This window comes from Lysinibacillus sp. NPDC093197 (genome assembly GCF_044754025.1).
Taxonomy (GTDB): domain Bacteria; phylum Bacillota; class Bacilli; order Bacillales_A; family Planococcaceae; genus Lysinibacillus.
Window position 1 is genome coordinate 234,194 of record NZ_JBIVOH010000001.1, and the last position, 20,156, is coordinate 254,349.

Below are 20,156 nucleotides of genomic sequence, written 5' to 3' on the forward strand. Positions count from 1 at the left end.
GTTTTATAACAGTTGTTTTTATTTTTATTTAATATATAACAGATTATATCGTTCGTCAAGAGGATATTCATGTAGGATGATGAAAAAAAGCCCGATTTCTCAGTAAAATTCAAGTGTGAGAAGTCTGGCTTATAGTTGTTTGTATTACCATAGATGTTTCAATAACCGAATGACTAATCTTGGAATCCATAAAATGATATTCCAGATTACTTCAAATAAAATAGTATTTCTAAGTTCTGTTAAGATTTTTTTCGTATACAACTTGATCTTTCTTCTTTTCATGTTAACTCCTATTATACTTTAACTTACAATACCTTTCCTTTCATGGATTTGTTCAATATGTCGTTGTTCATGCAAATACACCTGCTCAATCCATTGGTCGAGTGGTAATTTCCCAAAAGCAGGATGTTGAACGGCTTTTTTTGCTAGCAGAGATGGATCTTCAATCGCTTGCAGATAGGCAGTGAATTGTTCTCGCGTATCATCTAGTAATGTCAATATTTGCTGTATTTCAAATGGTTCATCTGAAGGTTCAACAATTTTTGGCGCTTTAAGCTTCCTCGTTCTATCTTTTATCAGCTGAACATTTAGACGTTTTGGTTCTGAATTTTCTTGTGAGGATAACCCCCAAGTAATTGCCTTGATAGTCGATGCTTCTACTAGCACTAAGTGATGACATATTTGTGCGATACTCCAACTGTTTTCATCAGGTTTTTGATTAAATTGTGTATTATTGTATATTGTAATTTCCTTTAGTAATTGCGCTCTTGTTGCACTTAGTTGTTCCAGCAATAATGCTATCATACGATATCCCCTTTCCGATTTAAGGTTCTACTTTTTATATATGCACTAATCTAGCAAGTATTCTCTTACATTAGCTATTCTCTACAATATTGAATGGGTTATTCTCTAGAACATGCTGTAATTGCTCGTCCTCAATATGCGTATAGATTTGGGTTGTAGCGACACTAGAGTGCCCAAGTATATGTTGTAAGCTTCGAATATCTGCGCCAGCTTTATACATCATTGTTGCGGATGTATGACGCAATTTATGAGGCGTTAGCCGATCTTTTTGTAGCCCCGATTGTTTGTTTATTTGTTTAACGATTTTGGCTACTGTTTGCCGTGTAAAACGTGTTCCTTTTTGTGAAACGAAAAGGGGCTCTTCTCCTTCGCCTTTGTACGGCGCTTTTCCGCTTTGTTCATAATTTTTTAGTGCTTGGATGCAGCTATCATTCAAATAAACTGTCCGTTCTTTATTGCCTTTTCCGATAACAGTCAAATAGCGTCCTTGTATTGACGATGTATTTAGTTGGCAAAGCTCGGATACTCGTATACCTAGATTTAAGAAAAACATCATCATGCAATAATTGCGTGGAGATGCGCGATGTATTTGAATGCCCTCGATAAACTGTGTTGCCTCTTCCATATTCATATAAATTGGTTTTCTGCGCCCAATCTTCGGCGTTTCTAACTCTTCGGCTGGATTCTCTTCAATGAGACGGCGTTTTCCTTTAATGTATTTGAAAAACGATTTTAATGTAGCTACTTTCCGTGCTCTAGCAGAAGCGGAATTTTGACGTTGCACTTCGCAGTATTCCATAAATAAGTAGAGATCCTCCAAAGCAATATCACGGATTTCTTCTATTGTAATAGTAGCAATATTAATTTTTTCTAATTGCGCTATCTCAATATCGTTTTGCATTGCTAAGTGGAAACGAAAAAATAATGTGAGATCGTATTCGTATTCTTTTCTAGTGCGCTGCGATTTCCCTTTGATCGTCGTTAAGTAGACAAGGAAATCTTTCATTATTTTAGGTAGTTGAGTCTTCTGCATAAAATCACCTCTATTTTCTCTATTTTACCACGAAAAAACGTTCCCAAATATAAATTTGGGAACTTTATTGATAAAAAAGTGCCTATTTATAACAATTAGAACATATATTCTTCTTCGGAATAAAAAAAGATGACTTCTAAGTAATAGAAATCATCTCGGTTAGCCGCCAACTATTTTTTTATTATCGACATTAAAGAATCACTCGAATTGCGAACATTGCAGCTTAGGGTGTCCCCTCTTCTTCATAAAAAGAAGCTATTAATTTTCATAGGATGTTAAGCACTAACCCGAGGAAATTTATTAGCTAATGATGAAAATATTTTTCGTAATAAAAAATTAGCTTTTTCACTATTTTTTTATTAGGTTTCACTTTTTATGCATAAAGCGTTCGTCGAATGAATATTAAACTCTAGTATACTAGTATGCGCTGAGACGAATCGAAAAATTAAACGTCGGGTAACGATGCGAGTCGATTCGTCTCATAACGCGCGTGTAAATTTTTGGGTATTTGTATTTATTTGGCGAAAATACTATATGTACCATCATTTTGCTTTGTTAGCTTCCAATTAGTAGATAACATATTTTGAATTTTCAAAATAATTTCATCATCGCAAAATAAATTGTTAATTCCTGTATCTTCTAATTGGAAATTCTTTGTTTCTTCTAATTGAAAACGCAGATGTAGTAAACGCTGAATGCCCGGTAATGTTACATATTTAATTCGATAATTACCGTGATAGGCATCAAGAAATGTTTGTTCCCCTTCTTGATAAAGAGCCAACGTTTCGTTAAATTCATACTTTGGTTCTAGGTTACGCCATGATGACACATCCCCAGTTCGTAAAGTCTGTAAAATCTTCTCGTCAGATAAATTTAGTTTTGATAGCTTGTCTAACTCATAAGCTTGCATTAAGTTAATATTTGTCATTTTTACTAGCTCCTTTTATGTATTTCCTATTAGTGTAACACGTTTTTTCTACTACTTAAATTCGGAGGCGGTTCACATGATGAAATTGTATGATTCAGGTTCTTTTTTTGATGAAATGTTAGATGGTGATCAGCCGAAACCACATTATCGCTCTTTCCATCGTAAGCTTAGTGCTTTTTCACAAGATCAGCTAGAAGAAAAATACCAGCAAGCTCAATCAAGCTTTCTTAGACAAGGTATAACATTTACTGTATATGGTGCACAGGGTGGGACGGAGCGGACAATGCCTTTTGATTTTGTCCCAATTATTATCCCACATGAACAATGGAACATCATTGAAACAGGTATGAAACAGCGTGTTAAAGCCTTAAACTGTTTTTTACATGATGTTTATAATCGACAGCTAATTGTTAAAGACGGGATTATTCCAAAAAGCCTTATCGAACAAAATTCATTTTATTATCCAGAAATGCTAGGTGTACAAGTGCCTATTAATAATCATATTTTTTTAGCTGGAATTGATTTAATTCGCGATGAAAATGGTGTTTATCGTGTACTGGAAGATAATTTACGTAATCCTTCTGGCATTTCGTACGTTTTTCAAAACAGATATGTAATGAAGGAAGTTTATCCTGAGTTCTTTTCAAAACATACAATCCAATCTCTTGAGAAACAGATGACAATTATGAAAAATGCCCTTCTTGCACATCGGCCAACAGCTTTAAAAGCAAATGTAGAACCGAAAGCAGTGCTTTTAACAGCGGGGATGTATAATTCTGCCTATTACGATCATGTATTTTTAGCGCAACAATTAAATATTCAGCTTGTGGAAGGACGAGATTTAATCGTTCAAGATCTTAAAGTTTTTATGAAGACTATATATGGTCTTGAGCAAATAGATATTATTTATCGCCGTATTGATGATGATTTCCTAGATCCTACTGTCTTTCGAGAAGATTCTTTACTAGGAGTACCCTATTTAATAGAAGCCTATAAAGCGGGCAATATCGCAATTTTGAATGCGGTTGGCAATGGTGTTGCGGATGATAAAGCGATGTATGCCTATGTACCCGATATGATTCGTTATTATTTAAATGAGGAGCCGATTTTAGAAAATGTGACGACCTATCATCTTGAAGATGAAAGTCAACGAGCATGGGTTCTTGACCATTTAAAAGAATTAGTGATTAAAAATGTAAGTGCTTCAGGTGGCTACGATATGCTAATTGGACCACATGCAAGTGAAGAGGAAATCGCAAGTTTTTATGAAAAAATAGTAAAACATCCAAATCAATACATTGCGCAACCGACTATTCAACTATCACGTGCACCATCATATCAGCATGGCAAATTTTATCCTTGTCATGTCGATTTACGGGTTTATGTTATGAACGGCGGTGATATTTTTGTACTTCCCGGAGGTTTATCGCGTGTTGCACTTAAAGAAGGCTCGTTAATCGTTAATTCATCTCAAGGTGGTGGAGCAAAAGATACGTGGATATTAAAGGAGGAATTGCAACATGCTAAGTCGAGTAGCAGACGCACTATATTGGATGGCAAGATATAGTGAACGAACAGAAACTAATGCACATATATTACAAGTACAGCTGTTGAATATGTTGGAGCAATCAGGTAAGGAAAATGAATATCTTGATCACTGGGAAGCAATATTAGACATTTGTGCATCGAAAGAAGAGTTTATATCATACTATGAAGTCATTCGTGTCAATCCTCTTATTGAATACCTTTTATTTTCGGAGAACAATAGCAATGCTATACATGCAACATTAAGAGCTATTCGGGAAAATGCACGCATTACACGTGATAGTATCCCTATTGAGTTATGGGAATTACACAATGCCTTTTATTTATATATGCAGCAAGAGATCACAGTGCGAGAACGCCCTTTTCCGTTAATATCTTTAAACTATTTTTTACACAATGTTCGTAAGACATCCTTGACGGTTACTGGATTAATTGAGGGCTCGATGGAACGGGATTTGCCTTTTTATTTTATGCAAGTTGGCAAATGGCTTGAACGTGCAGAAAAAATGATTCGAATGATTTTAATTATGCTAGAGCAACAAAAACTAATGGCTAGCGATTTACAAGAAGCAGACGGAACATTTTTGCTCGATTTATCAAAAGCAACAGAACCCTACCTGCGAAAGCATCATCAAACACATTTACAAAATGTTATACAATATTTATTACATGATGATCATTTTCCCCGCTCAGTGATTGTTTGTCTCAAAAAACTAGAAGAGGCATTTACACATATCGAAGAAGACCATTTAACAGAACGATTTTTAGCACTTAACACGCCGTTAAGAGCTTTGTTAATTGCTATAAACAATATCGATTTATCGACATCTTCCTTAGAGGAAGCAATATTTTCAATGGAGGAAAGATTGTGTCAATGTATTGATTTTGGTCATACATTTTCGACAATTTATCACTTATATGAACCCAGCCTACAATCTTGAAAGGAACAATTCACAGCTCCTTTTCAACACGCAAGTCAGTAATCAAAAGGAAGCGGACACGATGAAATTTGAAATTCAACATACAAATATTTTTCAATATGAATCTGAAGTCGATCAAAGCTTGAATACAATCCGCTTAAAGCCTCGAAGTGATGAGCGTCAGCGCTTGCTGTCCTATCGCATTGCTATTTCGCCCTCATCATTGACGCGCGAGCATGCAGATATTTGGGGCAACACGGTCGGTACATTTTATATTCCTGAGCAACACCAAGAACTAGAAATTGAAACAACCTCTATCGTCAGTATTCAACGAGCACCATTTATTCATCGGATTCAATATTCACCAGAGATGCAGACGATTTTCCATTCCCAGCTATTTTATGAGCATTATTTGCCCTATTTAAAATCAACGAGCTTTACGTTTATGACTGATGCACAGATAGAAGATGTTTTTCATGCCATTGGTCACGCAGAAAATCCAGTACTGTTTTCGCTTAATTTAATGCAGTATTTATATTCGACATTTGAATATGATCCAACAGCAACAAATGTCATGACAACTGCAAGCCAGGCATTTGATTTAAAACGAGGTGTTTGCCAAGATTTCACACATGTTATGCTAGCGATTTTACGTGCTAAAGGAATACCTGCTCGCTATGTTAGTGGCTATTTATATGTCGATGAAAATTCAGCTCTCATCGGTGATAGTGCTACACATGCCTGGGTTGAAGTGATGATTCCTGGCATCGGTTGGATTGGTTTAGACCCAACAAATAATGTAGAAGTATTAGAAAATCACATTATTTTATGCATTGGCCGTGACTATACAGATATTAGTCCCGTCGAAGGTGTATATACAGGCGGCAAGCATGATTTGACAGTCAAAGTAAATGTTAAAGCTTTAACGCATTTTTAATAGAGCGTGCAGTGAAACGTGTGAAAACATCTTTTACTGCACGTCTATTTAAATCTTTCTCCTCGTTCCGTTAACACCCATTTTCGAACATACCCCATGTTTTGCTGTATCGTTTCTATTGTTTTTTCGCTTTGTAACGCTTTTTGAAGCACAGTGTAACGTACATCCGTTGCTCGCACATTAGTGCCAATATCTTTAGATATCGTTTGGAAAATTCGTTCTATTGTTTTTGTCGTGATTGCTTTCGTTTGGCTTGCCTCACTTACCCAAAGCCATTCCCCCACATTTTTCTGATGTAATTCCTCCATTGCAGCTTGATAATGCAACAACATTTCTACTAAAACAATTGAAAGCTTAATTTCTCTCTTACCGTTATGATTGGCAATAGAAATATGTAAATTATCAAGGTCAAGATGCGCCCATTTCATGCGAACAATTTCTGCTGGCTTACAACCTGTTTCGATAAACATTTGAACAATACAGCCATTTCTTCTTGCTAACCAAGCATGCTCTTGTGTTTTTGCGTATTGAAAATAAGTTGGCCATACTTCTGTAATGCTCATTAATTGCTCTTTCGTAAGCAATTTTAGGGAATCCTTACCTCTCTTTTTGGGCTGTAAAATGCTTTCATAATCGAACGGTTCTGCCCATTCTCTCAAAAAAACAAAGTCTACAAAACTCCGAAGTGAAGCGATTTTGTGATTGAATGTATTAACATTTGGATAGTTCTCTTTTAAATAATTACTATATATACATATTAATTCTTTGAATTCGTTGTCAACATGTTCAACGTTTTGCTCACTAGCAAAAGCTAAAAATTGCTGTCCATCAATATTGTATTGTTTTTTCGTAGCAGCACTTTTCTTTAATGAATCTAAAAGCAATAAATAGCTTTGCCATGCCTCCTTCAATGTCACCATTTTGCTTCCTCCTTATTAGATAGGGCGTAAGTTAATTTAATTTTATAATATTTTTTGAGCGTGTAGTCTATTTTTTTTAATAACTTTAGTGTCGGATAATCTGTTATAAAGTGATAGATTACCGCTTCTTCTATGGAAAAGTCCCTTTTTTAATAAAGAAACAAATGTTCCTATAGTAGTTTCTCATATCTTTTGCTTTATTACAATAGCAATATTCTGTTGTAGTACAATCGCTTGAAAATGTTTGTAATTTTGTATAACAGGCTGAAAATACATGAAAATTCGTATTATTTAGTGTTTACCCTCCTTTGTGTTATATAATATAAGTACTATCTGAATATAGGGGGCTTTTCAATTATGCAAGTAAGAACGACTCGTCTTGAAGCTGAAGATGCCAAAATTATTTATCAGGAAACGGCTGGACTTGCGATCATTACGATTCACCGACCGCAGGCGAAAAATGCGCTAACAGCAAATATGTGGGATCAATTAGCTAACATTGCCCTAAAAGTGTTGGATAATCCGAAAAATAAAGTGCTTATTTTACGTGGATCAGGTGAAAACTTTACGGCAGGCTCTGATATTAAAGAATTTAACGCCATTTCACTTGAAAAAGCAGAGGAAGCATTTTTACATATGGAAAAAACGATTTCAACAATTGAACGTTTACCAATTCCAACTATTGGTGTTATTAACGGTCCGGCGATGGGTGCTGGTTTAGAGCTAGCATTAGCTTGTGATATTCGCATCGGCTCTGAAAAAGCGAAATTAGGTATTCCCGTAGGCAAGTTAGGCATTACATTAAACAACAAATTCGCTCAGCGCCTTGTCCAACTTGTCGGCCCTTCTACAACGAAGGATTTAGTATTTACTGGTCGGATGTTTAAAGCGGAAGAAGCATTTAAGCTTGGCATGCTCAACTACTTAGTTGCTGAAAAGGACATAAATAAATTTATGATTCGGATGGGTAAGCTTGTTGCTGGTATGTCACCAGAATCATTACTAGCTGTAAAAAAATCTGTACAAGAATGTATTGATAGTGTACCAGCACTTTGGCAAGGTTCTACACCATTTGTAGGCAATGATTTTACAGAAGGCTGTCGCGCTTTTGTCGAAAAACGTCAACCGCAATTTACACGACCATCAAAATAAAAATACAGGTACTCTCGCCTTTTCGCGTATGGAGTACCTGTATTTTATTTTCGTTTATGCAAAGCGGCATGAACATAAAGATTGATGACATCTAGTTCATAGCCAAAATGTTGAAAGAACGAACGTTGTATTTCTTCTTGTAATTGATATAAGCGACGTGGTAATAAATAATCAATCGGCATTTTTAATTGCAATGAAATGGTCGCCTTTGCCTGTTCTCCAAGACTAAACTGTATTTGCTCAACCTTTTGCACAATATCTTGCTGATTACAACAGTACGTGAGTAATTGAACGTACACTTGCTTTTCAATTTCAATATATTCTTGTTGGAAATCTGGTCGAACAATTGTTGTTTCACCGATTTTTTCGCGCTTCGGAGTGAAAATCTCTTTCCCCTTTTGAATGAGTCGTTTAAAGAAATTTTGCTCAACTTGGCGATATGGTATTGGCATAACATGCTTTCCTTGTGTCTGGCGAATAAATTTCGCTTTTTGAATTTCCTTTTGCGAACGAATATCCTCGACGTAATAATATGTTTCAATTGGTCCTAGCGCTAAACGCTGGGCAATATTTTTCGTCATTTTATCAGACGTGCCGATGATTAAAATAGATTGAACACTGTATGAATCGAGCGCTTTAATGACTTCCTCACGATGAGTTTTCTCTGTGAAAATCGCGCGTCGTACAGCTGTGATCGTATTTTTTTCAAATTTCGCGGATATGCCCGCTACTTTAACTCCATTGACAATTAGTAAACCATCATCAATTATTGCTTCTACCCCTATTTTATGTGCAAAAACTAGAGCACTAGTACTTTTCCCTGTTCCACTCGGTCCACTTAACGAACATACCTTCATCCACACACACACCTTCCTCGCTTAATAATAGCAGAATTATCACTCTATTTTTGCTGATATGGGCCAGATGCTATCATATGCGCGAGCTTTTCTCATATTAGCTTAAATTTTTCCGCTAGTCTATGCAAGCATCTTCTCCATTAATAGAATATATTCTTTTTTCAGAATAACTTTCCCTTTCTGTGCTTTAGTATGTTAAAATGTGAACTACTATTATTCTGTTATACAACTATAAGGAGTGTACTAGTTTTGAAAATCGTACCATCAAAAAAAATGTCATTATTCACCCCAGCAATTTTCGGAGATTTAAAGAGTTTCGCAAAGCAACAACAAGAAAAAGGAATGTCTTTAATCGATTTAAGCTTAGGTAGCCCAGATCTTCCACCTCATGCGAAAATTCGTGAGCATTTATCGTATCGAGCAAGCTTAGAAGAATCATATGGCTATACGCTATCAGGAACACAACGCTTTTACGATGCGGTAAGCCGTTACTATAAACGTCGTAGTAATGTCGATTTAGATCCTACTAATGAAATTATTCAAACGATTGGTTCTCAAGAAGGTTTAGTACATTTACCTATCGCCTTTTGTGATCCAGGAGACATCGTACTATCAACGAATCCAGCATACGTCGCTTACGATGCTGGCATACATTTAGCTGGTGCAACATCTTACTATATGCCTCAAACAGCTGAAAACGATTATTTACCGGATTTAGACGCAGTGCCGGAAGAAATTGCACTTAAGGCTAAACTACTTATTTTAAATTTACCAGGAAATCCTGTACCTGCTATGCCTTCTCTTGCATATTTCGAAAAGGTAATTGCTTTTGCTAAAAAATATAACGTAATTGTGCTTCATGATGCAGCATACTCAGAGTTTTATTTTACGGGTGATGGTCCTATTAGCTTTTTAGCAACACCTGGTGCAAAAGAAGTTGGGATGGAAATTAATTCGCTTTCAAAAAGCTTCAGCTTAGCTGGAACGCGAATTGCTTATATTGCTGGTAATGCCGAAATGATTGCTGTCTTAAAGCAACTTAAATCGAATTTAGACTTCGGTATTTTTGAACCGATTCAAGATGCTGCTGTAGTAGCATTAGATAATGCAGAAGAAATTACAGCGAACTTGCGTGCAACTTTCTCAGAGCGTCATAAAACACTAATGAACGGCTTACATGAACTAGGTTGGGATGCAGCGCCTTCAGATGGTGGCATGTTCGTTTGGGCAAAATATCCGTACGATATTGACTGTACCGAATTATCATTTAAGCTAATTGAGCAAATCGGTGTTGTCACAGTACCTGGAACTGTTTTTGGAACAGCAGGACAAGGTTACTTGCGACTTGCACTTGTGCAGCCAAAGGACGTATTGCAAGAAGCAGTAGATCGTCTAAAAAACGTTTCAATTTAATAACAATACAAAAAGCATGTGATACAGGGTACTCCCATTTCACATGCTTTTATTCTTTCTCTTATTAATTAACAAAACAGCTACCGCATGATTGCAGTAGCTGTTTCTTTTATACATCATATTTTTGTACTTCTTCATCCTCATATCGATTGTATCGCTTCTTAAATAATTTAAATAAATGTGTTACAAGGACTTTAAAGATTGCATAGCCTGGAATCCCTAAAATAACACCTGGTACACCAAATAGCGAACCTGCTGTTAATAATACGAAAATAATGGAAACTGGGTGGATGCTTAATGATTTCCCCATAATTTGTGGAGATATAAACTTCCCTTCAATCAACTGTACTACTGTCCAAACGATGGCAAGTTTCACTAGCATGAATGGAGAATTAACAAGCGCGATAATGGCTGCTGGTGTAATAGCTATGACTGGTCCTAAATATGGTACTACACTTGTAATCATCGCTAGGAAGCCAAGTAGCAATGCATATTTCATACCGATAATTAAGAAGCCAATCGTGACCATTGCTCCAATACACATTGAAACTAAAATTTGCCCTTGTATGTAAGAACTAATTTGCTTGTCCATATCGTGTAAAACATCATGTAAACCTGTGCGCATGCGCGGCGGGCAAATTTTCATGACAAATCTCGGTAGTTTTTCTCCATCTTTCAGTAAATAAAATAAAATAAAAGGTACTGTAACGAGCGACAAAATAATGCCCGTTAAGGTTGAAAGAAATCCTGTTATACCCGTAGCAACACCTTGTGCTAAATTTGCTGCTGTATCTTTTACTGTTTCGATAATGTCTGTAGTGAAATTCATCACTACTTTTTCATAGTTAAAATCCATATTGGCTAAATACTCATTTACGCGTGAGTTATTCAAGTATTCCACAATATTCTGGGTTAGTGCCATAAAATACACAGGGAATTCTTGTGCTAAATTCGTAAATTGATCACGTAAAAAAGGATAAACTAGCACGACAAGTAACGTAATGACGCCAATGACACCGATATACAAAATTAAGATGCCCCAAGCTCTAGGGATACGCCACTTTTCAAGTATTCCTAATAATGGTCGTAATAAATAATATCCTATTACGGCAAGCACCCCTGGTAAAATTACAACTTCAAATAATACTTGTAGTGGGGTAAATATGAAGGAAACTTTTCCAAACATAAAAATCACACATGCGAGTAATAATAAAATAATCAACGTAAATAATAAATTTTTACCACCTAAAAAGCGGATAAACTTCGTCGAAAAAAAGTTTGAATGCTCCTTTGGTCTTTGTTCTCTCATATTCACACCCCAATCCAAATGCTCACCTATATTTTACAGGATAATGTTGGCTTTTGCGAAACATCACTCTAAAGAAATTCCTAAAAATTTACTTAAAAACTCTTTATTTTTCTGTTCATCAATAACAATCGCAGACCCTGCATGGCTAAAGTTTTGGAAATCATAGCTGCCTTCAATTGGGACTGTCGCTTTCTCTATTGATATTTTCCCTTTAGACACCATTTTTAAAACTTGTTGTATTTCGCCTGTAGATGAATAATCAGTTGTCACATAGCCTTGGGCTGCACCAATAAATTTTGGTAAGTTGAATACATTTTGGGGTGCTAATATTTCATTTTTTAATGCTTCAATTACTTTTTGCTGGCGGGCAACACGACCAAAATCTCCTTCCGCATCGTGACGGAACCTTGCATAGCCTAGTAATTCCTGCCCATTGAGGTTATGAGTACCTTTAGTAAGCGTAACGCCAATTTTTTCAGACATATCTTTTTCAACATCTATTTCCACACCATTTGGTGCTAAAATATCAACAAGTGATTCAAAATTTTTAAAATCTACAAGTGCGTAGTGATGAATTGGTAATCCAAACATATTAGTTAATGTATCTTTTAATAGCTGAACACCACCTAAATAGTATGCGGTATTTAGTTTATAGGATTGGTAGCCAGGAATGTCTGCATAAATATCACGCATAAATGAAACAAGCTTGACATCATTGGTTTTCTTATTCCAAGATAATACCATCATTGTATCAGTTCGTGATTTTTCTTCACCACGTGTATCAATTCCTAATAATAAATAGTTTTCAATATCACTATTGATTTTGTCCCCACTAAAATCTTCTTGTGCTACCTTTGTGTCAGTTGCTAATTGTAAACCACTACGATATTGCATAATGCTATATCCCGCAATTACAATGACACAGAGTAATAAGAACGTAAACAATGCTCTCCCTTTACGCAATCGACGTTTTTTTGGACGTTGCGAGCGTCTTGTATAGTCTTGCTCTTCCATATCAAAATAACTCCTCTATTTTTTTATAGTAATGTAACGATTGCTAGTAAGGAAAGTTTCATTTTTCTTTCTAACCTCATCAACATCTCTCTATTCGTTATTTTACACCCTATTTGCCAGTTATGAGCAAAATAATGCTATAATATTTTCACGGTAGAAAGGATGATGAACATGATTGAAAAAGCGACGTTTGCAGGTGGCTGTTTTTGGTGTATGGTTAAGCCATTTGTAGAGTGGGACGGCATACATAAGGTCACATCTGGCTATATGGGTGGCCATTTAGAAAATCCAACATATGAAGATGTTAAAAAGGGCAACTCCGGTCATTTAGAAGTAGTAGAAATCGAATTTGATTCGTCGATATTTAGCTATGAACAATTACTTGATATTTATTGGATGCAAATTGATCCAACAGATGCCTATGGTCAATTTCACGACAGAGGTGAGTCATACTCAACTGCAATTTTTACTTATTCAGAAGAACAAAAACGAATTGCAGAGGCATCGAAAGAAAAACTTGCGAATAGTGGTCGCTTTGATAAACCTATTGTAACCATTATTCGTGATGCTCAACACTTTTATCCAGCTGAAGATTACCATCAAGATTATTATAAAAAAGAATCAGAACATTATAAGCAAGATCGCGCTATATCTGGGCGTGATGAATTTATTGCAGACCATTGGAAGAAATAAGCGGATTTAGTGTAGCGAGGCTCTTCTATTTCATTTCAACAAGAAAAGAATCCATTGTGAAAAACACAATGGATTCTTTTTCTTTTACTCATTAATTTTTGAGGTAAGGTTAAATGACTGCATTGCCTCAAAGAAACGCTTACCATATTTCTCAAATTTCACTTCACCTATACCACTAATCTGTCTTAGTCCCTCGAGCTCCAGCGGCTTTTTATCACATAACTCACGCAACGTTTTGTCAGAGAACACAACGAATGGTGGCACCTTTTCTTCATCCGCAATCTCTTTTCGTAATAATCGTAAGTGTTCAAATAACGGATCATTATCTGCAAGAACTCGAACAGTAACCGCTTCTTTTCGCATAACTATTCGACTGCCTAACAGGACAGATTTCCCTTCCTCTGAAACATAAATCGTTGGAAATGTCCCATGCTTCACAGCTAGTAACCCTTCCGCAATTAAAAACTCAATAAAATTTGAAACTTCCTTTGAAGACTGACCTTTTAAAATGCCATATGTTGAAAGTCTTGAAAATCCAAATTCAAGAACCTTTTGATTTTTAGAGCCGATTAATACTTGTGCAACCATTGTTTTACCGAATTTTTGCCCCATCCGTACGACGCAAGCCAAAACCTTTTGCGCATCTACAGTGACATCTTTCACTTCACGGCTGTCATTACAATTACTGCAACGATTACAAGGTTCGCCTGGTTCTTCACCAAAATACGTTAATATCGCATTTTGAAGGCAACCTTCTGTATGACAATAATCAACCATTGTTTGTAATTTTTCTAATTCCTGTGCAATTCGTGCTTCATCACGTGTTTGCTCTATTAAAAATCGTTGTGTTTGTACATCTCCTGATGCATAAAGCAATATACAGGCACTTGGCAGTCCATCACGCCCTGCACGCCCCGCTTCTTGATAGTAGCTCTCCATATTGCGCGGCATTTGATAGTGAATAACAAAGCGAACATTACTTTTATCTATTCCCATCCCGAACGCATTCGTTGCGATCATAATACGAGCTTCATCCTTTAAAAAACGTTCCTGCTCAGACATGCGCATGTCCTCTGATAGCCCTGCATGATACTTTGCGACCGATACACCAGCACGAACAAATATTTCATACAAACTATCGACCGATTTACGTGTCGCTGCGTAAATAATACCTACTTCTGTTTTATTTTTTTCAATATAATTTTTAATATATCGTTCTTTATTTTCACCGATTAATACGGTAAAAGCTAAGTTTTCACGTTCAAAACCAGTAATAAGCGTTGCCTCTTCATCAATCGTTAATAATTGACGGATATCCTCGCAAACGGCAGGTGTCGCAGTAGCAGTTAATGCGAGAACAGTTGGTTTTTGTGGCCACAGTGTAAACAATTTTTGAATCGCACGATAACTTGGTCTAAAATCATGTCCCCATTGTGAAATACAGTGAGCCTCATCGACTGCTAGCAATGGAACGTATAATTGTGATAACGCCTGTAAAAAGGAGGCACTTTCTAATCTTTCAGGGGCAATATATAGAAGCTTTAAATAGCCTGCACTCGCTAGCTGCATTGTTTCATCTACTTCCTGTGTAGATAACGTACTATTAATATAAGCAGCTGGTATATTTGCTGCTCGCAACGACTCTACCTGATCCTGCATGAGTGATATTAACGGTGAGATAACAATCGTTAAGCCATCAAGCATCAGGGCAGGAATTTGATAGCAAATCGATTTCCCCCCACCTGTTGGCATGACACATAGGCTCGACTGTCCACTTAACGTTTGCTCAATAATTTGGGCTTGTCCGGTGCGAAACGAATCGTACCCAAAGTGGTGCTGTAGCATTTGTTTTGCTTGCTCCATATTTTTCTCACTCCTCTGCTGTAAGACGAATTAACTTATACTCGCCCTGATCATTTTTAAAAATTTCATATGTCATGATGGAATTGGCCAGTGCCTCCTGCCCAGCAGAATTGGTCAGCACATATTCCGTTTTTGCGCGCACAACAATATTTTGCCCAACTTTCTCTATACGTTTAATTGTCGTATTCGAAAAATGAATTTTTGCTTGCTTAGACGCATAATAGGCAACCATGTCATTCAGCGTGCTCTGTAAATCATCTGCTCCAGTGACAGTCTTCATTACACTTGCATCATTAATCGCAACAGCTGCTTTTAGATGTTCATGAAATGTGTCAATAAATATTTTTACTTCGTCCTCGTTATAAGCAAAAACATCCTTACCATATTTCTCGATAGCTTGTTGTACTGCTTCTTTGTCCCCGTCTTCACTATACGTGTATAGATTTTTTGATTGGGACAAACGATCTTTTGCCTTCATGCCGTCAGTAATCCATTCATCAAGTAATTGTACAATATCCTTCAGTGGCAATATGTATGGTTGTGAAACACCTTGTTGCTGCCGATTAAAATAAATACCCACGATTTGACCTTTCTCGGCCTCCATCACAGGGCTACCTGGTGGTAAGGCTTCCTCTCCATCAATATAATAAGCAGCTACTTTGTCATTATATTTTTTGATTGTGTGTGGTAAACCATCGACATACACAGCTAGGTTATCCAAATTCCCATTATAAACTGTTGGAACGTTAACCGAAGCGTTATATTTCACTTGTAGCACGGCTATATTATAGGCTGTCGACATATAGCGTACTTCAGCTTCTACAAGCTTATCGTTACTAAATTGCACAAGCGCTGTAGGCTTTGATGATACGAGTGCTCCATTCGTTACAATATAGAGCATCTTTGGCTCTTTTTTCACTATAATGCCTGCACCAATTCCGTTCTCTCCTACAACCTTCACCTCTGGAACAAGCTTTTCCTCCTGCTTCTCCACAGGCTTTTCCGATTTCACTTCAGCCTTTTCCTTGTTAAACATTTCTGCAACGGACTGATCACTACAGCCAGTTAATAGGAAGGTTGCCGCTCCAACGATTAGCATTTTGTTTCGCATACATTCACCAGTACTTTCTTTCTCATCTTCTTTCCTATTCTATCATAAACAAGGATTTCATTCGTTTCAAGTTTACATAATATAATTATTGATTTTTTTCTTTAGAACAAACGCTTCCTATTAAAAAAGAGAAAAAACCTATTTTAAATAATAGTAACAACTAACTGATTTTTTCACTTATTTTCCTTATACTCCATAAAAAAAGAAAAACAGAATTTAATTCTGTTTTTCTACTGGAATACCAAAAACTCGAAATATGTAGTCTTGTTCTTTTGAAGCAGGATTTCAACACAAAACAGAATTCTTCCTCCTTCATTTAACTGCAATTGATTTCCGTTACGGGCGGACGCTTACCGAGGGCAAAATGTAAGCCTCAACCCTCGCAAACGCGCGGTCTGTTGCGTCTTACATTTTGTGCTGTTCCCGCAGGAGTCGCCTCCCTCCACTCTATACAACTGAAAAATTTAGGCATCAAGAGAGAACTACTGGATGCATTTTGTAATATGATTTATAAAAAAAGACATGCCCTATTATTCAAGCATGCCCGTCATGTATTTATTCTTTCTTTAATACGAGTGTTGTACCAATAATACCGAGCATTAAAACTAAAAATATTGTATAGGTGAACGAATGATTACCCGTTAAATCATAGCAATAACCAATTAACGTCGGAATAACGGCGCTCATCATAAAACCCCCGGACAGCACCATTGATGACCAGCTATTGGCTTCTTCATTGTTACGTGCTTCATCCAATGGTAATAATAAACCGATTGGAAACAATCCACTAAGCACTATCCCAATAATTAGGACAGCTACCCATAACATTAATCCTATTCCTATCCACAATAGTGCAAAACCGATGACCCCCATAATGCCTAATGATAGAAGCCAATGAATGCGACTTGACCATTTTTCCATTAGCAACGGTACGACAATATTCCCTATCATTTGTACGATAGATAAAAAAGTTAGCATGGAACTAGCAGCAACAAGTGAGAAGCCTTTATCTTGTAGCATTGGCGTTAGCCAAGACATCATTGAGAAAAATAGCGATGTTTGCAGACCAAAATAAAGTAAAATCGTCCACGCTCGACCGTTTTTCCACGGATTACGTGCTGCTTCCTTTGTAATATTTTCCTCTTGTACAGACAGTTGACCTTTCTTGTTTTGAATAACGAGCAACCAAATAATAAGAGCGAATACGGCAAGTACTGCCCAACTACCAAGTGCAATTGTCCAGTTGTTATGAAAGCCATTATAAAATGATACCGTTAATGCCGCACTTAATGTTGCACCTGTCCCGATGCCAAAAGAATATACTCCAACAACTGTAGTAAATCGACTAGGAAATTTTTCTTTAATAAATGCATTTAGCATCGGACCGATAATAGCAATTGCAAATCCTGCTACAAAACTTGTCACGACTAGCAATGCATAGCTTTCTTTTATCAATCGTAATCCATTAGCTAGGGCAAGCAGTGTTAAAAGCAGTGCAATAGCAGACTTCGTACCAAGACGTCTTTGTAGCGGGACAGCCAGTGGTGCAAATAGTCCCATACAGAACACCGGAATGGATGTCAGTAAACTCATTTGTGTATTGGATACTTGTAGCGACTCTATTAACACATTAAACAAGGGGCCAATCCCTGTTACAGCAGGTCGCATATTGAGGGCAACGAAAAATATACTGACAACAGCAAATACTATTGAAGTCGTCCATTGTTTATTATTCATGCGATTAATACCTTTCTTCACGCCAAATTCATTATTTCTCTTTCAACCAGCACTTGATTAACTTCCGTCGTTGTCAGACATCTGATTTCTTATATTATTTTTACCATTTTTTCTGCATATCGTCAATATTTCGGTAAATTACATATAAAATTGCTCAGTTCAAGGAAATAACGCTGTGCATTATAATACAAACAACATTACATATTTTTTGGTGCACTAATGCCTAAAAGTGCTAACGATTCTTCTAGCATGATTGCTACACAATAACATAAAGTTAAACGAGAACTTTGTAGATCATCATTCGATAAAATCTTATTATTAGCATAATATTTATTAAAGGCGCGTGCTAATTGTAATGCATATTTAGCAACTAATGACGGATCCGCTTGTTCATAAGCATTTGTAACAACTCGAGGAAATTGTTCTAGTAATAGAATGACTGACCATGCCTGGACACCTAATGATTGATAAGTCATTTCCTCAAGTTGAACATCAGCTTTATCTAAAATTGAGAAAATACGAGCATACGTGTATTGAATATATGGACCTGTCTCTCCTTCAAAGTGCAGCATTTGCTCAATTGAAAAATCAATATCATGTAAGCGATAATTTTTTAAATCTTCTTATACAAAATATTATTATGACAAAAATAAAAAAGACTACGACAAATGCCATAGTCTTTCGCTACCTTCCACAGTAGACTTTTTCCTTCCTACTTTTTAAATTTAGAAAGGAGGTGAACAAAGTGGAATATAATAAATTTTAGTACATCAATCGTAAAATGTCAATGTTTACCTTTTAATGTCTGGACATGGTAATATATAATTTCTGATTTTTCACTTAATTCCAACTCCTTATCTGTTAAAAAGTTAAGTAAAAAATAGAACTACAACTTCAATTGTTATAGTCCTATGCCCAAACTTAAATATGTATCCTATTTAGCAACAAATTTATCAGGTATCGTTTAATCATCGTAGCCATTTGTTGACGTGTTAATGCTCCAGTAGGATTCATACTCTTGCCATCACCTTTAATAATTCCCTCTTTAATAACCCAATCCCATGGTACTTTATGAGATGCTTCTACAAGTGATTCTGACCTAATATTCACTTTTAATTTTAACTGAACTTCTAATTCATTAATTTTACCTAGCAACTCATTGTATTGGCTCATCGTTAGCCCTCCATGATCTTTAATTTTACCGAATGTATCTGTACCATAACCTTTGTAATTAAATTGTAAATGCGGACTATCCCAACCCCAATCATAACCACTTACAAATCCAATTGATTTAGCGTATTTAATGGCTTGTTGAATCTTGTTAGTATTGTATCCATTCCAAATAGCATTACCCTTAGAATCCACTGGTATAAAGTCTAAAGCCTGTCCAACTAAGTGATATGATTTCATTGTTTTGGGTACTCCATGATCTACATTCTTCTTTTATTGTTCGAATGTTCTGATCGTTTCATAAATCAATACTTGAATCTGATTATCTACACAATATTGATACCATTTATATGCTGCAATCTTTGTATGATCTGCTAATTTATTTAAATTTGTACGGTTTCGAGTGTCATAAATCAAGTTAAATGTCATTTATCTCACCATCCTTAAGGTGTTTTTTCTTCAATTTTTTCAACACGTTTCTCTAAAGATTGAAGAGAATTATTAATGTGATTCATTACTACGTTCTAAGTGTTCCATAAGATTATCTTCTCGTTTCTGTGCTTTCTTTTCATTCGTTTCATATAGCGTAATAATTCTTGTTTCATTTTGCTCATTCTTCTGATAAACCTTTTTCAAGATGAATCCACCTAATAAAAGGCATAAAATAGCCCATCCAAATTGAGACTCTAATCTTTGATTAATTAAGTTGAAATCTAATGCTTCCATTTTTTCACCTCTCTTTTCTAACAA

At 36.1% G+C, this 20,156-nt stretch carries 19 protein-coding genes and 1 pseudogene; 6 read left to right on the forward strand and 14 right to left on the reverse strand.

What is annotated here, in order from left to right; translation table 11 throughout:
• Nucleotides 1-300 precede the first annotated feature (300 nt).
• The 3 genes from ACIP9G_RS01150 to ACIP9G_RS01160 all read right to left on the reverse strand — a co-directional run bounded on the left by ACIP9G_RS01150 (nucleotide 301) and on the right by ACIP9G_RS01160 (nucleotide 2,765).
• A complete protein-coding gene (locus tag ACIP9G_RS01150; RefSeq protein WP_401016749.1) occupies nucleotides 301-804 on the reverse strand; it encodes a DinB family protein in 504 nt (167 codons plus the stop codon).
• Nucleotides 805-874: 70 nt separating this feature from the next.
• Nucleotides 875-1,837, reverse strand: a complete 963-nt coding sequence (locus ACIP9G_RS01155) for a tyrosine recombinase XerC (protein WP_401016751.1) — start codon at nucleotides 1,835-1,837, stop codon at nucleotides 875-877.
• Between the two features lie 514 nt (nucleotides 1,838-2,351).
• Nucleotides 2,352-2,765, reverse strand: coding sequence for a hypothetical protein (locus tag ACIP9G_RS01160; protein WP_401016752.1), 414 nt, complete (start codon nucleotides 2,763-2,765; stop codon nucleotides 2,352-2,354).
• Between the two features lie 76 nt (nucleotides 2,766-2,841).
• On the opposite strand from ACIP9G_RS01160, the gene ACIP9G_RS01165 reads away from it, so the two are divergent.
• The 3 genes from ACIP9G_RS01165 (at nucleotide 2,842) to ACIP9G_RS01175 (ending at nucleotide 6,167) form a co-directional block, all read left to right on the forward strand.
• Nucleotides 2,842-4,332 carry a circularly permuted type 2 ATP-grasp protein gene (locus ACIP9G_RS01165; protein ID WP_401016753.1) on the forward strand — a complete coding sequence of 497 codons (1,491 nt, stop codon included), beginning with the start codon at nucleotides 2,842-2,844 and terminating at the stop codon, nucleotides 4,330-4,332.
• A complete protein-coding gene (locus tag ACIP9G_RS01170; RefSeq protein ID WP_340824560.1) occupies nucleotides 4,286-5,251 on the forward strand; it encodes an alpha-E domain-containing protein in 966 nt (321 codons plus the stop codon). The genes ACIP9G_RS01165 and ACIP9G_RS01170 overlap by 47 nt, the downstream gene beginning before the upstream one ends.
• Nucleotides 5,252-5,312: 61 nt before the next feature.
• Entirely contained in the window at nucleotides 5,313-6,167 is an 855-nt protein-coding gene (locus tag ACIP9G_RS01175) for a transglutaminase family protein (RefSeq protein WP_401016756.1), read from the forward strand.
• Between the two features lie 44 nt (nucleotides 6,168-6,211).
• Here the strand turns inward: ACIP9G_RS01175 and ACIP9G_RS01180 are convergent, their stop codons facing one another.
• Nucleotides 6,212-7,087, reverse strand: coding sequence for a tyrosine-type recombinase/integrase (locus tag ACIP9G_RS01180; RefSeq protein ID WP_401016758.1), 876 nt, complete (start codon nucleotides 7,085-7,087; stop codon nucleotides 6,212-6,214).
• A gap of 357 nt (nucleotides 7,088-7,444) precedes the next feature.
• Between ACIP9G_RS01180 and ACIP9G_RS01185 the strand changes: the two genes are divergently transcribed.
• Nucleotides 7,445-8,239 (forward strand): enoyl-CoA hydratase/isomerase family protein, encoded by a 795-nt coding sequence (locus ACIP9G_RS01185; RefSeq protein WP_340824554.1) that lies wholly within the window; start codon nucleotides 7,445-7,447, stop codon nucleotides 8,237-8,239.
• 44 nt (nucleotides 8,240-8,283) lie between these two features.
• Here ACIP9G_RS01185 and ACIP9G_RS01190 read toward each other — a convergent pair whose 3' ends face one another.
• Entirely contained in the window at nucleotides 8,284-9,096 is an 813-nt protein-coding gene (locus ACIP9G_RS01190) for a hypothetical protein (RefSeq protein WP_401016760.1), read from the reverse strand.
• A gap of 249 nt (nucleotides 9,097-9,345) precedes the next feature.
• On the opposite strand from ACIP9G_RS01190, the gene ACIP9G_RS01195 reads away from it, so the two are divergent.
• Entirely contained in the window at nucleotides 9,346-10,509 is a 1,164-nt protein-coding gene (locus ACIP9G_RS01195) for an aminotransferase class I/II-fold pyridoxal phosphate-dependent enzyme (RefSeq protein ID WP_401016762.1), read from the forward strand.
• 109 nt (nucleotides 10,510-10,618) lie between these two features.
• Here ACIP9G_RS01195 and ACIP9G_RS01200 read toward each other — a convergent pair whose 3' ends face one another.
• The gene (locus tag ACIP9G_RS01200; RefSeq protein ID WP_340824550.1) at nucleotides 10,619-11,818 is read right to left on the reverse strand and encodes an AI-2E family transporter; all 1,200 of its coding nucleotides are present in this window, start codon (nucleotides 11,816-11,818) and stop codon (nucleotides 10,619-10,621) included.
• 63 nt (nucleotides 11,819-11,881) lie between these two features.
• Nucleotides 11,882-12,832, reverse strand: coding sequence for an LCP family protein (locus ACIP9G_RS01205; protein ID WP_401016764.1), 951 nt, complete (start codon nucleotides 12,830-12,832; stop codon nucleotides 11,882-11,884).
• A gap of 171 nt (nucleotides 12,833-13,003) precedes the next feature.
• On the opposite strand from ACIP9G_RS01205, the gene msrA reads away from it, so the two are divergent.
• On the forward strand, nucleotides 13,004-13,525 hold the full coding sequence (msrA, locus tag ACIP9G_RS01210) for a peptide-methionine (S)-S-oxide reductase MsrA (RefSeq protein WP_401016766.1): 522 nt from the start codon (nucleotides 13,004-13,006) through the stop codon (nucleotides 13,523-13,525).
• A gap of 84 nt (nucleotides 13,526-13,609) precedes the next feature.
• Here the strand turns inward: msrA and recQ are convergent, their stop codons facing one another.
• From recQ to ACIP9G_RS01245, 7 genes and pseudogenes are all read right to left on the reverse strand, one after another.
• The gene (gene recQ, locus ACIP9G_RS01215; protein WP_401016768.1) at nucleotides 13,610-15,388 is read right to left on the reverse strand and encodes a DNA helicase RecQ; all 1,779 of its coding nucleotides are present in this window, start codon (nucleotides 15,386-15,388) and stop codon (nucleotides 13,610-13,612) included.
• Between the two features lie 7 nt (nucleotides 15,389-15,395).
• Nucleotides 15,396-16,499, reverse strand: coding sequence for a TcaA NTF2-like domain-containing protein (locus ACIP9G_RS01220; protein ID WP_401016770.1), 1,104 nt, complete (start codon nucleotides 16,497-16,499; stop codon nucleotides 15,396-15,398).
• Between the two features lie 555 nt (nucleotides 16,500-17,054).
• The gene (locus ACIP9G_RS01225) at nucleotides 17,055-18,236 is read right to left on the reverse strand and encodes an MFS transporter (protein ID WP_401016772.1); all 1,182 of its coding nucleotides are present in this window, start codon (nucleotides 18,234-18,236) and stop codon (nucleotides 17,055-17,057) included.
• A gap of 197 nt (nucleotides 18,237-18,433) precedes the next feature.
• A complete protein-coding gene (locus ACIP9G_RS01230; RefSeq protein WP_401016774.1) occupies nucleotides 18,434-18,808 on the reverse strand; it encodes a DALR anticodon-binding domain-containing protein in 375 nt (124 codons plus the stop codon).
• Between the two features lie 349 nt (nucleotides 18,809-19,157).
• Entirely contained in the window at nucleotides 19,158-19,409 is a 252-nt protein-coding gene (locus ACIP9G_RS01235) for an S-layer homology domain-containing protein (RefSeq protein WP_401018139.1), read from the reverse strand.
• 24 nt (nucleotides 19,410-19,433) lie between these two features.
• Nucleotides 19,434-19,823 (reverse strand): annotated as a pseudogene (locus tag ACIP9G_RS01240) (M15 family metallopeptidase); the annotation flags it as partial.
• Between the two features lie 84 nt (nucleotides 19,824-19,907).
• On the reverse strand, nucleotides 19,908-20,132 hold the full coding sequence (locus ACIP9G_RS01245) for a hypothetical protein (RefSeq protein ID WP_401016776.1): 225 nt from the start codon (nucleotides 20,130-20,132) through the stop codon (nucleotides 19,908-19,910).
• Nucleotides 20,133-20,156 lie beyond the last annotated feature (24 nt).